Genomic DNA, 14448 nt, shown 5'->3' on the forward strand with positions numbered 1-14448 from the left:
TCCTATTACAAGCAGCCTTTAGTCGATGGCATTTGTCCTGCCATACGCTCATCCAGTTCCAATGCCATACGCAACGCGCGGCCGAACGCTTTAAAGATGGTTTCTGCTTGGTGGTGAGTGTTTTTCCCGCGCAGGTTATCCAAGTGTAAAGTTACCTTTGCATGGTTAATGAAACCGTGGAAAAACTCTGAAAATAGATCAACGTCAAAACCGCCGACAGAGGCACGCGTGAACGGCACGTGCATCTCTAAACCAGGACGGCCTGAGAAGTCGATTACGACACGTGAAAGGGCTTCATCTAGAGGGACGTAAGCATGGCCGTAACGACGGATACCTTTCTTATCGCCAACCGCTTTATCAAATGCTTGACCTAGCGTGATACCCAAGTCTTCAACCGTATGGTGCGCGTCGATGTGAAGGTCGCCAACAGCATGAATATCAAGGTCTATAAGGCCATGACGGGCTACTTGATCCAACATGTGATCAAGAAAAGGAACGCCAGTTTCGCAGTTAAATTTACCTGTGCCATCTAGGTTCACAGTCACTTTAATTTGCGTTTCAAGCGTGTTGCGCTCGACGGTTGCAATCCGGTTGGACATGTAAGGGGCTCTCCGCTTTTAAATCAGGTTTTCAACCCAGTGAATAAGTTTTATGAACTCTATTATAAAACGTGCAGGGCTTTGCATCTATGCTTTTCATGCCTATTAGCGTGATCGAAAAAACTAATTAAGGTGCTATGATTTGATAAGTGATCAAATCCTCTTATTTCAAGGTAGGAAATTAATATGGTTTGGGTAAAGCGTTTAGGTTTGTTGCTTGCGGCACTCGTTGTACTGATCGTTGCCGCCATTATTTATGTGGTTGTGTTTGTCGACCCTAATCAATTCAAGGGTGAGCTACAGAAAATTGCCAAGGAAAAAGCCAATGTTACTTTGCGTATGGATGGCGACATTGCTTGGTCGATCTATCCGCAAATTGGTTTGAGCTTAGAAAACTTTGGTGTGGCGCTGGGCTCTGATCCAGAGCTAATGAGCTTTTCTAAGGCGGAATTTGGTGTGCAGCTGATGCCGCTGTTCCAACAGCGTATTGCCGTAGACACGGTACGCTTGGTGGATCTAACAGCCAACTTGAAAGTCGATAAAAACGGTAAGCCAAACTGGCAAGTACAAACCGCTGGTACAGCGCCTCAGACACCTACTACGGATATTCCAGCAGAAAATGGTGGTGATAATAGCTTTACCATTCCAGACATTGCCCTAGATGAATTGGCGCTGGTCAATGCGCATATTATTTACGAGGATGCCCGTACTGGCATGCGTTCCGATGTGGTGTCGAATGTGACCTTCAATGATGTTCGCCTAGACGAAGCCTGGCCGATGAAACTGGATGCCAAGATTACCCAGTCGAATCTAGATGGATCTAACCCACTGACCGCGAATGTGGATTTTGGCGCAGACTTTACTTTGTTTGCTGAGCGTCAAAGTGCGTCCTTAGCCAATTTGGCGCTTAATGCTTCGGTAAGTGGCGCGTCGCTACCAGCATCGCCTTTAAGTATGAAGATGAATGTGGCGCAGTTGGAATTCGACTTGCCACAAGAGAATGCCATGTTAGAGGGCTTAACCATCAATACCTTGGGCATGAATATCAAAGGCCAAGTGAATGCTTTTCAAGTATTGAGTGCGCCTGAGTTTACGGCGGTGTTAGATGTAGCGGAGTTTTCACCGAAAAAAGTGTTGTCACAGCTAAACATTGCTCTGCCTGAAATGGCGGATAAGTCAGCACTGGAAAAAGCCAGCTTAAGTATTGCGGCAGAAGGCTCCACCGACAGCATCAAGGCGCAGCCGATTTCGATTAATTTTGATGACACTACTATCGAAGCGAATGCGTTACTGAATCTATCGCCGTTGAACTGGGACATTGCCATTGCCGGCAAAAACCTAGATGTGGACCGCTACTTGCCGCCGGTTAAAGAGGGCGAACCAGCAGCGAGTACGACTGGCTCAGATTCTTCACAGCAACAGGCGAGTGAGGCTGCGCAAGATTTGATACCAGTAGACTTGGTTCGTTCCTTGAACGGTCACGTGGGCATTGCCTTTGATAATGTCAAAGTGAAGAACCTGAAACTGGACAAGTTAGAGCTAGATTCGATACAAACCAACGGTAAAGTTCGTATCGCGCCAGCTCAAGTGACTTTGTACGATGGTGTGGCTAAGCTGCAAGCACAGTTGGATGTGACCGGCAGTACTCCGCGCATTAATGTGGCGCCAAGCATCGATAGCGTTGAAATTCTACCGCTGATGAAAGACTTTATGGCGCTGGAGAAAATCCGTGGTGCCACTAACCTGACTGGTGAGTTAAGCACCCGTGGTAACCGAGTGGATGACCTGATCGCTAACCTAAATGGTGACTTATTGGTGAATATCACGGATGGTGCCTTGATCGGCACCAACTACACCAAGATGGTCTGTAAAGGTATCGCTTTGATGCGCACGGAATCGCTAAACGAAAGCGCGTTTAACGATGACACACCATTTGAAACCATGCGTATTCCAGCGAAAGTCGTCAATGGTCAGGTTTCAACCCCTGGGCTTCAAATGCAGTCTTTGACTTTAGGTGTCACCGGTGACGGTGTCATCTCTTTACCAACCAATAGCCTGAATTACAAAACCTTCGTTTCCCTAGTGGGCAGTGGTTTAGATACTAGCTGTGCGGTAAAAGAAAGCATTGCCAATGTGCAGTTCCCAATTGTCTGTGAAGGTAATTTCATGGATGATGCGGCCAGTTTATGTCGCCCTGATGTGAAAGGCTTTGTCAAAGCCTTTGCCGACAAAGAGCTAGATCAAGCCAAAGCCGCAGCGAAAGCTAAGTTGGAAGAAGAGAAAGCCGCTGTACAGGCGAAACTGGATGCAGAAAAGGCCGCCGCTCAAGCTAAGCTGGATGCTGAGAAAGCGCGCTTAGAAGAGAAAAAGGACGAAGCAAAACAGGAGCTACAGGATAAGCTCAAAGGCAAAATTAATAATTTACTTAACTAACGGTAGTAGATGACTCCGAAACAAAACTTTGCGCCCCGAGTGCTGGATTGGTTTGACCAGCACGGGCGCAAACACCTCCCGTGGCAACAAAACAAAACCCCGTACCGTGTTTGGATCTCTGAAATTATGCTGCAGCAGACCCAAGTCACCACTGTAATTCCTTACTACGAGCGCTTTATGCAGTCCTTTCCGGATGTGTATGCGCTGGCCCGTGCGCCACAAGATGAGGTGCTGTCCCATTGGAGTGGTTTGGGCTATTACGCCCGTGCCCGCAATATGCACAAGGCAGCACAGAAGCTGGTGGACGACTGGCAAGGGGAATTTCCTATCAGCCAAGAAGGCGTGTGTGAATTGCCTGGGATTGGGCGTTCCACCGCTGCGGCGATCCTGTCGATTTCCCGTAATGAATCGTTAGCGATTTTGGATGGCAACGTAAAACGCGTCTTGGCCCGTTACCATGCTGTTCCCGTTTGGCCGGGGGAGCGTAAAACCGAGGCGGCCATGTGGGAGCTCGCCGAGAGCTATACGCCCGCAGATCGCTGTGGTGATTACACTCAAGCCATGATGGATTTGGGGGCAACACTTTGTACCCGCTCTAAGCCCCGTTGTGGTGAGTGCCCATTGCAAGCTGACTGTGACGGTCTTGCCACAGGTACACCGACAGATTTCCCTAAGTCAAAGCCTAAGAAAGCTGCCAAACCAGTGCGTGCCACGCAAATGCTAGTGCTACGCGAAGGTTCTCAAGTCTTGTTGGAAAAACGCCCTGCGACAGGTATTTGGGGGGGCTTATGGAGCTTGCCGGAAGTAGCACAAGAAGAGGATGTGGTGCAAGCTGCCGAGCAGCGACTGGGCGTCAATGTTAACCATGTCATGAGTCTGTCACCGTTTCGTCATACCTTTAGCCACTATCATTTGGACATATTGCCGTCTGAATTAGCGGTTGTAAGTACCCCTAGGGTAGCGGAGCAAACTAAGTATCAGTGGTTTGAATTGGACAAAGCTTTGGCGCTTGGTCTGCCTGCACCAGTGCGTACCTTGCTGGAAACCCATGAAGAAAGACGGCAGTTGATCTAAGCCCTTGAACGGATGATCGAAGAGTAAAGGATAGACGTATGTTTCTGACGATTTTCTGGAAGTTTCTACTGTTAGGCTGCACCAGTTTTGGCGGCCCAGCGGCACATATTGGCTATTTCCGTAAAGAGTTCGTAGAGCGTTTGGGCTGGGCTACGGAAACGGAATACGCGCAATGGGTGGCCTTGAGTCAAATTATGCCTGGGCCTGGATCGAGCCAAGTGGGCTTTGCTCTTGGCTACCATCGTGGTGGTATCGCTGGAGCCATCGCCGCCTTTGTTGGTTTTACCCTTCCTTCTGTCATCTTAATGTGTGTGTTTGCCGTCATTGGCAGTCAGTTCTCCGAACATGATGTCTTTTTAGGCATTTTGGGTGCATTAAAACTGATGGCGGTAGTGGTCATTATGGATGCCATCTGGGGCATGGGGAATTCGTTTTGCCAAGGCTACCGTACTCGCCTAATTGCCATTCTGAGCATGCTGTTTATTTTGCTTTGGCCATTGGGACTCGGCAGCTTGCTATTAGTACTGTTAGCAGGGCTTGTCGGCGCAGTATGGCTAGGGGATACGACTAGCAAAGCGTTTCATGGCCGAATGTCGGCGACTGTAGCTTATTTAGCCTTGGGTCTGTTTGTGGCACTCTTTATTGTTACGGCGCTGATTCACGGTAACGGCTGGCTGGCCTTGGTATCAGAACTATTCCAAGCGGGAAGTTTGGTGTTTGGTGGCGGTCATGTGGTATTGCCGTTGATGTCCGAGCAGTTGGTAGACTTGGTTTCGACGTCTAATTTGCTAACCGGTTATGCTGCTGCACAAGCGGTGCCTGGCCCTATGTTTACCCTAGCAACCTACATTGGGGCTGTGTCGGCACCCGAGGGGCAACTGGTTATCTGGGCATTGTTGGCCACCCTAGCGATTTTCTTGCCTGGGTTATTGCTGATGTTAGTAGGGCAGCATTTTTGGCAAGGTTTAGCGCATTATCCGCGCGTGCAAGGTGCTTTAGTGGCGATCAATGCTGCCGTGGTGGGCTTATTGGTGGCGACCTTGTTGTTTCCGATTTTACCCAGCAGTGTGACGGGCATTTGGCAGGCGTTGGTGGTGATTCTAGCTTTTACTTGGCTGCGTTGGAAAAAGCCCGCCATTTGGCAATTAGTCAGTGTGTTTGTGCTAGGCGGTGTGGTGACAGCGTTGTTCTAAGCGCTTGAAACCTGTAACGTGAGCGCCCATATAGTTAGCAAATGAACGAATAATTGAGAGATCAGCATGGCGAACACTGTATTCTGTAAAAAATACCAGAAAGAGATGGAAGGCTTAGAGCGTGCACCGCTGCCAGGTGCGAAAGGCCAAGAAGTGCTAGAAAATGTTTCTAAGCAAGCATGGCAAGAGTGGCAAACTCTGCAAACCATGATTATTAATGAAAAGCATCTAAACTTGATGCAACCAGATACGCGTAAGTACCTGTTGGAGCAGATGGATAAATTCTTCAACAACGAAGAAACCGATCGCCTACAAGGCTATGTGGATCCGAACGATATTCAAGAGCTTTAATCACAAGCTCTTATCAGCACAAAAAACGCCGCTAGCAGGCTCTCTGCTAGCGGCGTTTTTCATCTTATCCTCGGAGGAATCTTGTGGGAGGAGCGTCCCGCCCCGAAATTCCAAGCTTCCCCGAACGGAGTCGGGTCGTACGAGCGGGTTGTATCCCGCGATTGAAGGTCTGCGTCCCCGAACTGAGTCGGATCGTACGAGCGGGTTGTATCCCGCGATTGAAGGTCTGCTTCCCCGAACGGCGTCGGGTCGTACGATTAGATTATTGCGTTACAAAGCTGGCAAACAGCACATCCATCACTGGCTCAGCGCCAGTTTCTTCTTTTAGTACGGCATTGATCGCTGCTTTAGCGTCTTCGCGGGTCTGCTCACGGGCAATCGCCCCCGTGACTTGTTCTTGAGTACGAGCGCTTAGAAACATTACGATCGCATCACGCACTAACGGCATATTCGCCAAAATAACCCCTTCTCGAGTGCTGTCGGTACGCAAGCTAATCTTGGTTTTGATGTAATGCAAACGCGGACCCGAAGCATTGTAGTTCACGATAAAATCAGGGTTCAGCTCAATGTAACTTGGTACCACAGGAGCTGCTTCATCCTCAGCAAACGCAGGTGTCGTCAGTAGAGCCAGTAAACAGGTTAGGGCGATCAGTAAGCGCGTTTTGCCTAGCTGCGTGATGTGCTTCATAGTTCCTCTCTCGAATTCACGTCATTACTCGTTATACTACTCCTCAACAAGTATAGATGGCAGTAGTTCATTGCACTTTCTGGTTATTCTACTGTCTAGATTTTCACTGGTCACTGTTAAGTATCGATAAAAGGATCTTTCCACTATGGTCGCGTTGTTGTCCGCACGTCGTTTTCACGCTGTTATTGCCTTGGTTGCCTTCGCTTTGTTGGGCGTGGCCTTCTACATGGAATATCAAATGGGGCTCGAACCTTGCCCATTGTGTATGTTGCAGCGCATTGCGTTTTTCTGTATCGGGGTGGTGTCGCTGATTTCAGCATTGGGTGCTAAGGCCTCCTGGCATCGTAAACTGGCGTGGCCGATTGTCGTGCTGTCGCTGTTGGGGGCGGGGCTTGCGATTCGTCATCTGTATCTGCAAAGCCTACCGGTTGATGAGCTACCTGCGTGTTTGCCAGGGTTGAGCTACATGTTTGAAGTATTCCCATGGCAGGAAATTATGCAGGCCATGATTATGGGTACCGGCGAGTGCGGCGATGTGTTGTGGACTTTCCTTGGACTTAGTATCCCTGGTTGGACCTTGGTGGCATTTGTGGCCATGGCCCTAATTAACTTAGCCATTGCTGTAAAAACTAAATGATCTCAGCGTTGATATCAGTTACACAAAGTCAGTACTTTGTTAACAAAAGCTTCTTGCCCCTGTCTTGCAGGGGCAGTGAGAACGGAATATGCTAAAAATGTGAAACACGGGTAAAAAACAAGTACACAGGGATAGTATGGGTGCGCGGCATTGACGCACTAGCCACCATCAAAAGAAGAACGTAGTTAGGAGACATGTCATGTTAGAACGTTGTAAAACTGCGCAAGAGCGATGGGGGGGAGTCCATGAAATCATTGACCGCTGGTTACAGCATCGTAAGGCGTTGGTAGAAGCCTTTGTAACCCTGCGTGAGATCGGCGAATACACGCCCACGGACACTCCAAAAGTACAGGTGTTTTGTGAAATGCTAGTGGATTATGTGTCCACTGGGCATTTTGAAGTGTATGAACAGTTAGCGTTAGAAGCGAAAGAGTTTCATGATGATAGCGCCTTGGCCTGCTTGCACAAGTTGATGCCAGAGTTATCAACCAACACAAGTATCGTGTTGGAATTTAATGATAAATACGACACCAAAGAGCATTGTAATAAGCAGCTCAGCGATCTCCCCTTTGCATTGCAAACTCTTGGCGTTTTGATGGAAGAACGATTTGCCTATGAAGATCAGCTCATTGAGGAACTGCATGAGGCCCACAGCGAGCAAAGTGCTTAAGCGCTTGCTATTAGCAGGGGCATCCATTGCCCTGCTAAGCGCCTGTTCCGCAGAAGATCCAGTTGTGACCAGCTCAATGGCGGTGCAAGGGCTGTATTCTGCGGCACTCAGTGATAACGGATCGGGCTCCCTGATCGGTTCGATTCAGCATGGCGGTAGTTTTTGGAAAAATACGCCGTCTCAGCGCCTCTATAATTGGAACCACGCGGCAGGTGAAGCAACCCCTTTGATTGCCGTGGATATTGATCCAAGTGGTGATTTTGCTGCGACCGGTGGTGCGCGCACCATGGTGCTGTGGAGCACGGTTACGGGGCAGTCGTTAGGCTTTTGGAATACGCCTGGGGATGTAAAATCTCTAAAATTAACCCGTAATGGTGATTTCGCTCTGGTGGGCATGGATGACCAAACCGCGCGTTATTTCGATATTAAAAATGGAGGCATTCGCCAAACCTTACGTACCGGTGCGGTGGTTCGTTCTGTAGATGTCACTCCAGATGGTCGCTATGGCCTGACTGGTGACGATCTCTATCAAGTGATCCTATGGGATTTAAGTACTGGCGAAATCAAACAGCGCTGGCAACTCGATAACAATATTTCTACGGTTAAGCTCTCTAATGACGGTGCCTATGTGTTCGCTGCGGCGCAATTAGGGGACGCCAAAGTTTGGTCGACCTTAACCGGTGCGCAGGTGAGCCAAATTGATACTGGCGCCTTGCAGTCGCGTAATGTCACCATTAGCCAAGCGGTCTTTTCAAATTCCAATCGCCTGTTATTGCTCGGGCAACAAAATCGTCGCGTTAATCTCGTGGAAGTCATGACTGGTGAGGTCACCCGTTCTTGGGATATGTATCTTAAAGATACCCTTCGACCCACAGGCTCTGCGGTGTTGGCGTTGGCGTTTGGTGCGGGCAACAGCTATTACGCCATTGGCAGTAATGGTTATCTCAATGTCTTTCAATAAAGTCTGATTTCACGATGCAACTTTCTTCTTTACAACAGCGCTGGGGAGCGATCGCCGCCCTGCAAGCGTTTATCTCTGTGGCGGCGGGAGCATTTGGCGCCCACGGCTTAAAAAACATGGTGGCCGCACAAAACCTAGACTGGTGGCAAACCGCTTGCCAGTATCTGATGTATCACAGCCTTGGCTGTGTGTTGGCTGTTCTATTAGCTTCCGTTAGCGTCAAGTTTCTGTGGCCAGCGCGTTTGTTTACTCTAGGCAATCTATTGTTCGCGGGTTCCTTGGCAGTCATGACCCTGACCGATATCCGTATATTGGGGGCAGTGACGCCAATCGGTGGTGTGCTCTATCTAGCGGGTTGGCTGATGATGTTGAAATGCTTTGTACAAAATTCTAGCCATTCTAAGCCTTAAGAAAGTGGTGAATTAACAGACATTTTTATTCGATTTTAGTACCATACGCGCCTAATTTTGAATTTGAGACTGGCAACTCCATGCAAGACGAACAAAACCCAACAAATCCAGACATTAAACATCGCCGCATCCGCAGCTTCGTTGTACGAGGTGGTCGTATGACGGAAGGTCAACAGAAAGCCTACGACGCCAACTGGGACGTGTACGGCTTAGAAGTTGCTGACGGTCGTATCTCGTACGAGGAAGTGTTTGGACGCACTTCTGAAGTGGTACTAGAAGTGGGCTTTGGCATGGGCGCGTCATTGGTTGAAATGGCTAAAAATGCGCCAGAGAAAGACTTCATCGGTATCGAAGTGCACCCACCCGGTGTGGCCAAGCTAATGATGCTGGCTGAAGAGGCTGGTATTAACAATATCCGTGTGTACTGCCACGATGCGATCGAAGTGATGGCGGATTGTCTACCGCAGGGCCAAGCGTCTACGTTCCAGCTATTCTTCCCAGATCCATGGCATAAGAAAAAGCACAACAAGCGTCGTATCGTACAGCCGTTGTTTGCTCAGCAAGTTGCTAACGTGCTGAAAACCGGTGGTATTTTTCACATGGCCACTGACTGGGAACCGTACGCAGAGCACATGATGGAAGTGATGGAAGTGCAAGCGAACTATGAAAATGCGGCAGGTAAAGGCAATTACCACCCACGTCCAGAATGGCGTCCGCTAACGAAATTTGAACAGCGTGGTGAGCGTTTAGGTCACGGTGTATGGGATTTGATTTACACCAAGATCAGTGAATCCACTCTGTAATTGAGTAACGCATAAACAAAAAAACCGACGCACAGCGTCGGTTTTTTTATGATTCAGACAAAAATTAATCGTTAATTTCTGCTGATTCGCGAGAGTTGCCAGCATCAAAGTACTCTTGAAACGCTTTTGGTGTACGGCCACGGCCACTCCACTCAATCGTTTCACCATTCCATTCGATACGGTATTTAGGTTTAACAGTTTTACCCTTAGTTGGGTTAGAGCGAGCACCGCTTAGTGCAGCAATCTCTTCTAGAGTTAAACCACTTGCTTCGATCATCTTAGCAATATCTGATGCTTGACGAGCTTTCTCTTCAATTTCCGCTTGGCGAGCTTGTTCGTCTTCTTGCATTTTAACCAAAGCATTGTTTAAACCTTCGATTAGGTTTTCTAGTTGTGCAATGGTAAGGTCTTTTGCCGCAGCACGTGCTTTGGCTTTGTTTCCAGCTAGCTCTGCTAGTAAGCTCATGATTTCCCCTAATTATCTGAAACGCATTTATTAACGCGAACACAGAACAGAAATCCATCCAAAACTGTGTTTCTCTTTGTTTATCTAAACAGGTAAGCTAAATTCCAAAACTTACTTGAAGTCTGAAGGACTAAGAATAGCATCCATTGAGTTATTTTAAATCAATGCCGAACAAAAAAATTAATAAAAACGCTGTTAATAAGCGAATTATCTTAAGTTTTTAGTAAATATTATGACGACTTTTTTAAATACCATGTTAGTGGCTTTGGCCAAAGAATACTCAACCTCTGAAACGACTGTAAAAAATATCATCAATCTGTTTGAAGACGGCGCCACCGTACCTTTTATCGCTCGCTATCGCAAGGAAGTAACCGGTGCCATGTCAGATGAGCTGCTGCGTAGCTTTCACGGGCGCTGGCAATATTTGGTGGAGCTGGAAAAACGTCGCGCTGCCATCATTGAGTTATTAAAAGAGCTACCTGATATTCCGAAAGCGGTTTTTAATTCTATTAATCAGGCAAAAAGTAAGACGGAATTAGAAGATATTTATGCGCCTTTTAAGAAGACGCGAAAGAGTAAAGCGGACCTAGCTATTGATTTAGGGTTGTTGCCTTTCGCGATTGTGTTATGGCAAGAAGGCCAAGCTCAAAGCCAGAAACACTTTGACTCGCTAAAAGGTGCATTTAATGAGCCTGTTAGTTATGACGCCGCATTACTAGGTGCCGCGGATATAATTATTGAGCGTTTAGCGCAAAATATTATTACTCTACAACAAGCTAAGTTGTGCCTACAGCAGGATGGCGTGCTAACGAGTCGGGTATTGCGTGGTAAAAAAGAAGCAGGTGAAAAGTTTCGCGATTACTTTGATTACCAAGAGCCCCTTAAAAAGTGCCCGCCCCATCGATTATTAGCCTTGTTCCGCGGAAAAAAAGAAGGCTTTTTAAAGCTCTCTATTGAATTAGAGGGTGGTCTACCATACGCCTTAACTAATGCTTTATATATCACGCCTTTCGGCTTTCCTGAAATTAAAGACAGTACACCGAGCAAGGAAAAGCTGGCATGGTTGGACAAAGCGTGGCAAGAAAAAATCCAGCCCAAATTAGAAACCGATCTATTAGGGGAATTAAAAGACACTGCCGAAGCTTCTGCCATTGAAGTATTTCAAGCCAACCTAAAAGATCTATTAATGGCCGCACCTGCTGGCGCTAAAAGAACCTTGGCCTTAGACCCAGGTTTTAGAAACGGTGTCAAATGGGCGGCAGTGGATGAATACGGACAATTATTGGATAACGGTGTGATTTATCCACACCCACCACAAAATAAATCGGTAGAGGCGGAAGCGTTACTGGCGAAAGTGATTCAAAAACAGAACATTGATTGGCTGGTGATTGGTAATGGCACTGCGTCGCGCGAAACTGAAACTTTTGCTAAGCAGATGATTAAGCAATATCAGCTAGGCTGTCGTTGCGTCATCGTATCGGAAGCGGGGGCTTCGGTTTACTCGGCATCGCCAGTGGCCATTGAAGAGTTTCCTGATCTTGATGTTACCATCCGCGGCGCGATTTCCATTGCCCGTCGTTTCCAAGACCCGTTAGCGGAGTTGGTTAAAATTGACCCACAAGCCATAGGCGTTGGCCAATATCAACACGACGTCAAAGCCAATCGCTTGAGCGAGGCGCTTGGTGCTGTGGTGGAGGACTGTGTAAACGCGGTCGGCGTGGATCTTAATCTGGCCTCGGTTTCCTTACTTACTTATGTCTCGGGCTTAACCCAACGCTTAGCGCAAAACATTGTCGAACTGCGTGAGCAGCTTGGCGGCTTTAGCAATCGCAATCAGCTGAAAAAGGTCAAAGGTATTGGTGATAAAGCCTTTGAGCAGTGTGCGGGCTTTTTACGTATCCGTGGTGGCAGCGAACCGTTAGATGCCTCAGCCGTGCACCCTGAATCCTATGAGCTGGTCAAACAGATGGCGCGCTCGGTCAAACAAGAGTTGTCCAATATGATTGGCAACCCATCGACCTTAGCTGTGTTGAAATCCGCAGTGCTTGCCAACTCAGAGCAGCGCTTTACCATTCAAGATATTCTGCAAGAACTGGCTAAACCTGGCCGCGATCCACGTCCAGAGTTCCAATATGCGAGCTTTGATGATTCGGTCAGTAGCATTGAAGATCTACAAGAGGGCATGACGCTTGAGGGCGTAGTCACCAACGTGGCGGCGTTTGGCGCCTTTGTTGACTTAGGCGTGCATCAGGATGGCTTGATCCATATTTCACAGCTGGCGGATCGCTTTGTTAAGGATCCTCGTGATGAAGTGCGCGTCGGAGAAGTGGTCAAAGTGCAAGTGTTAGAAGTGGATGCCAAACGCAAACGTATTGGCTTAAAGCGGATTAAATAATCCTATTCGAGCAAGGTAGTACTGTTAAGTGCTACCTTGCTGTATTCGGCCTTACTTGCGAATGGCATTACACTGGGCGCAGGATTGCTGTAGTAATTCCACAAATAAACGTGTCGCGGGCCCTGTTCGCTCACCTTTACCGAAGATCGCATACATATGGAAACTGCGTTCACCGCCAGATTCCAGCGTCAGTCTTTTTAAACGTCCGTTGTCTAAAGAGTCGCGCAGGTCGGCGATAGGAAGCCAAGCAAAGCCTATACCTGAAGCCACGACTTCTAAAGCTGATTGTACGCTGGACACGGTCCAACGGCGATCAGCCCCCAACCAGCCTTCATCGACTGAACTTTCTCGGCCAGAGTCGCGAATCACCACTTGTAGCTCTTGTTTCAGGCGTTCGTTACTGATTTTGCCTTGTTCTTGAAATAATGGATGATCCGGTGCTGCCACGGCGATCATTTCTACTTCGACAATCGGGTCGGCAAGGTAGCCCTTTGGCACAATGCCACTGAGTACAAGGTCCGGAGAACCGCTGGATAAGTTGTCGAGGGCACCACTGAGTACCACTTCTTTCAGTTGCACTTGAGTGCCTTGGCTTTGTGGTTCAAACGCGCGCAATGCGCGAAGTAATGCTGGCGTTGGGAAAGCCTCATCGACAACTAGTTCAATTTCGGGCTCCCAGCCTTGGCCTAGGGTATGGGCCAGTTCTTCTAAATCGACCGCTTCTTTTAATAGATGACGTGAGCGTCTAAGTAATACTTCGCCCCGTTCTGTGAGCTTGGCTTTACGGCCATCAATGGTCAGCAATGGGTAGCCTAATTGCTCTTGTAGCTTGGCTACCGTATAGCTAATAGAGGATTGGCTCTTGTGTAGGGCTTCCGCCGCTTGCGCGAAGCCGCCTTTATCGACTACGGCCTGAAGCACGCGCCACTGTTCCAAGGTTACTCTAGGTGCTTTCATGGAGAATCTTCCGTCGTATTATAGTGTTTCTTCTCTTATATCGTATTTTTCGATTGGAATCGTCAAAAAGTTACGCTTTTTTATCAAAAAAACTGGTTTTAATATGGCTCTATCGAATGACGTTGAAGCAACGCTTCCCAAAGAATATTAGGAGATTAATCATGGCAACTCTATTACGTATCGACTCAAGCGCATCAGGTGACAACTCTAAATCTCGTCAACTAGCAGATGCTTTCGTAGCACAATGGTTAGCAAAGAACCCAGACGGCCAAGTGGTGGTACGCGACGTAAACGCTAAGCCACTACCACACTTCACTAGCGAAACATTGGGCGCTTTGTTCACACCAGAACAGGATCGCACTGCTGAACAGCAAGCGATCGTAGCGATCGGTGACGAACTGATCGCAGAGCTAGAAGCTGCAGATGTGGTAGCGATCAGTGCGCCAACTTACAACTTCAGCATTCCATCGACTTTGAAGTCTTACTTTGATTACGTCGCTCGTGCTGGCCGTACCTTCAAATACACAGAAGAAGGCCCAGTGGGCTTGGTGAACAAAGACGCGTACGTGTTCTTGGCAAGCGGCAGCTTCCTAGAAAACACACCATACGATCACCAACTACCGTACGTTAAAACCTTCTTAAACTTTATCGGTTTGAACGTCAAAGACGCTTTCGTAGCGGGCGGTCAAGCATTGGGTGAAGACGGTGAAAAAGCTTTCACTAGCGCCAAAGGCCGTATTGCTGAAGCGGTGTAATCCACCCTCAGTAAGCTTGCAGCGGGGCAGCACCAAAAGTGCTGCCCCGTTTGCGT

15 protein-coding genes are annotated in these 14448 nt (G+C 48.1%); 11 read left to right on the forward strand and 4 right to left on the reverse strand.

Annotated features, from left to right (window positions below; genetic code table 11):
• Nucleotides 1-5: 5 nt before the first annotated feature.
• Nucleotides 6-599 (reverse strand): imidazoleglycerol-phosphate dehydratase HisB, encoded by a 594-nt coding sequence (gene hisB / locus ACOSVP_RS16545; RefSeq protein WP_199463029.1) that lies wholly within the window; start codon nt 597-599, stop codon nt 6-8.
• A gap of 186 nt (nt 600-785) precedes the next feature.
• Between hisB and ACOSVP_RS16550 the strand changes: the two genes are divergently transcribed.
• The 4 genes from ACOSVP_RS16550 (at nt 786) to ACOSVP_RS16565 (ending at nt 5650) form a co-directional block, all read left to right on the forward strand.
• Nucleotides 786-3032: an AsmA family protein gene (locus ACOSVP_RS16550; protein WP_487348582.1), complete on the forward strand. Its 2247-nt coding sequence runs from the start codon at nt 786-788 to the stop codon at nt 3030-3032.
• Between the two features lie 9 nt (nt 3033-3041).
• Nucleotides 3042-4106, forward strand: a complete 1065-nt coding sequence (mutY, locus tag ACOSVP_RS16555; protein WP_487348583.1) for an A/G-specific adenine glycosylase — start codon at nt 3042-3044, stop codon at nt 4104-4106.
• 38 nt (nt 4107-4144) lie between these two features.
• On the forward strand, nt 4145-5299 hold the full coding sequence (gene chrA / locus ACOSVP_RS16560; protein ID WP_487348584.1) for a chromate efflux transporter: 1155 nt from the start codon (nt 4145-4147) through the stop codon (nt 5297-5299).
• Nucleotides 5300-5365: 66 nt separating this feature from the next.
• Nucleotides 5366-5650: an oxidative damage protection protein gene (locus ACOSVP_RS16565; protein ID WP_487348585.1), complete on the forward strand. Its 285-nt coding sequence runs from the start codon at nt 5366-5368 to the stop codon at nt 5648-5650.
• Nucleotides 5651-5912: 262 nt separating this feature from the next.
• Here ACOSVP_RS16565 and ACOSVP_RS16570 read toward each other — a convergent pair whose 3' ends face one another.
• The gene (locus tag ACOSVP_RS16570; RefSeq protein WP_487348586.1) at nt 5913-6338 is read right to left on the reverse strand and encodes a flagellar basal body-associated FliL family protein; all 426 of its coding nucleotides are present in this window, start codon (nt 6336-6338) and stop codon (nt 5913-5915) included.
• 145 nt (nt 6339-6483) lie between these two features.
• On the opposite strand from ACOSVP_RS16570, the gene ACOSVP_RS16575 reads away from it, so the two are divergent.
• The 5 genes from ACOSVP_RS16575 to trmB all read left to right on the forward strand — a co-directional run bounded on the left by ACOSVP_RS16575 (nt 6484) and on the right by trmB (nt 9819).
• Complete coding sequence (locus ACOSVP_RS16575; protein WP_487348587.1) at nt 6484-6975, forward strand: disulfide bond formation protein B; 492 nt, start codon at nt 6484-6486, stop codon at nt 6973-6975.
• Nucleotides 6976-7174: 199 nt separating this feature from the next.
• On the forward strand, nt 7175-7645 hold the full coding sequence (gene rsd / locus ACOSVP_RS16580) for a sigma D regulator (protein WP_487348588.1): 471 nt from the start codon (nt 7175-7177) through the stop codon (nt 7643-7645).
• Nucleotides 7617-8606 carry a WD40 repeat domain-containing protein gene (locus ACOSVP_RS16585; RefSeq protein ID WP_487348589.1) on the forward strand — a complete coding sequence of 330 codons (990 nt, stop codon included), beginning with the start codon at nt 7617-7619 and terminating at the stop codon, nt 8604-8606. Before rsd ends, ACOSVP_RS16585 begins: the two co-directional genes overlap by 29 nt.
• Nucleotides 8607-8620: 14 nt before the next feature.
• On the forward strand, nt 8621-9016 hold the full coding sequence (locus ACOSVP_RS16590) for a DUF423 domain-containing protein (RefSeq protein ID WP_487348590.1): 396 nt from the start codon (nt 8621-8623) through the stop codon (nt 9014-9016).
• Nucleotides 9017-9096: 80 nt separating this feature from the next.
• Nucleotides 9097-9819 carry a tRNA (guanosine(46)-N7)-methyltransferase TrmB gene (gene trmB, locus ACOSVP_RS16595; RefSeq protein WP_487348591.1) on the forward strand — a complete coding sequence of 241 codons (723 nt, stop codon included), beginning with the start codon at nt 9097-9099 and terminating at the stop codon, nt 9817-9819.
• A gap of 64 nt (nt 9820-9883) precedes the next feature.
• Here the strand turns inward: trmB and ACOSVP_RS16600 are convergent, their stop codons facing one another.
• Nucleotides 9884-10285 (reverse strand): H-NS histone family protein, encoded by a 402-nt coding sequence (locus tag ACOSVP_RS16600; protein WP_487348592.1) that lies wholly within the window; start codon nt 10283-10285, stop codon nt 9884-9886.
• A gap of 232 nt (nt 10286-10517) precedes the next feature.
• Here ACOSVP_RS16600 and ACOSVP_RS16605 point away from each other — a divergent pair, with 232 nt between their 5' ends.
• Nucleotides 10518-12680, forward strand: a complete 2163-nt coding sequence (locus ACOSVP_RS16605; protein ID WP_487348593.1) for a Tex family protein — start codon at nt 10518-10520, stop codon at nt 12678-12680.
• Between the two features lie 51 nt (nt 12681-12731).
• Here ACOSVP_RS16605 and ACOSVP_RS16610 read toward each other — a convergent pair whose 3' ends face one another.
• Nucleotides 12732-13637, reverse strand: coding sequence for a LysR family transcriptional regulator (locus ACOSVP_RS16610; RefSeq protein ID WP_487348594.1), 906 nt, complete (start codon nt 13635-13637; stop codon nt 12732-12734).
• A 161-nt stretch (nt 13638-13798) separates the two neighbouring features.
• Between ACOSVP_RS16610 and ACOSVP_RS16615 the strand changes: the two genes are divergently transcribed.
• Complete coding sequence (locus tag ACOSVP_RS16615; protein WP_487348595.1) at nt 13799-14392, forward strand: FMN-dependent NADH-azoreductase; 594 nt, start codon at nt 13799-13801, stop codon at nt 14390-14392.
• Nucleotides 14393-14448 lie beyond the last annotated feature (56 nt).

The organism is Marinomonas sp. HM11-D (assembly GCF_057626615.1).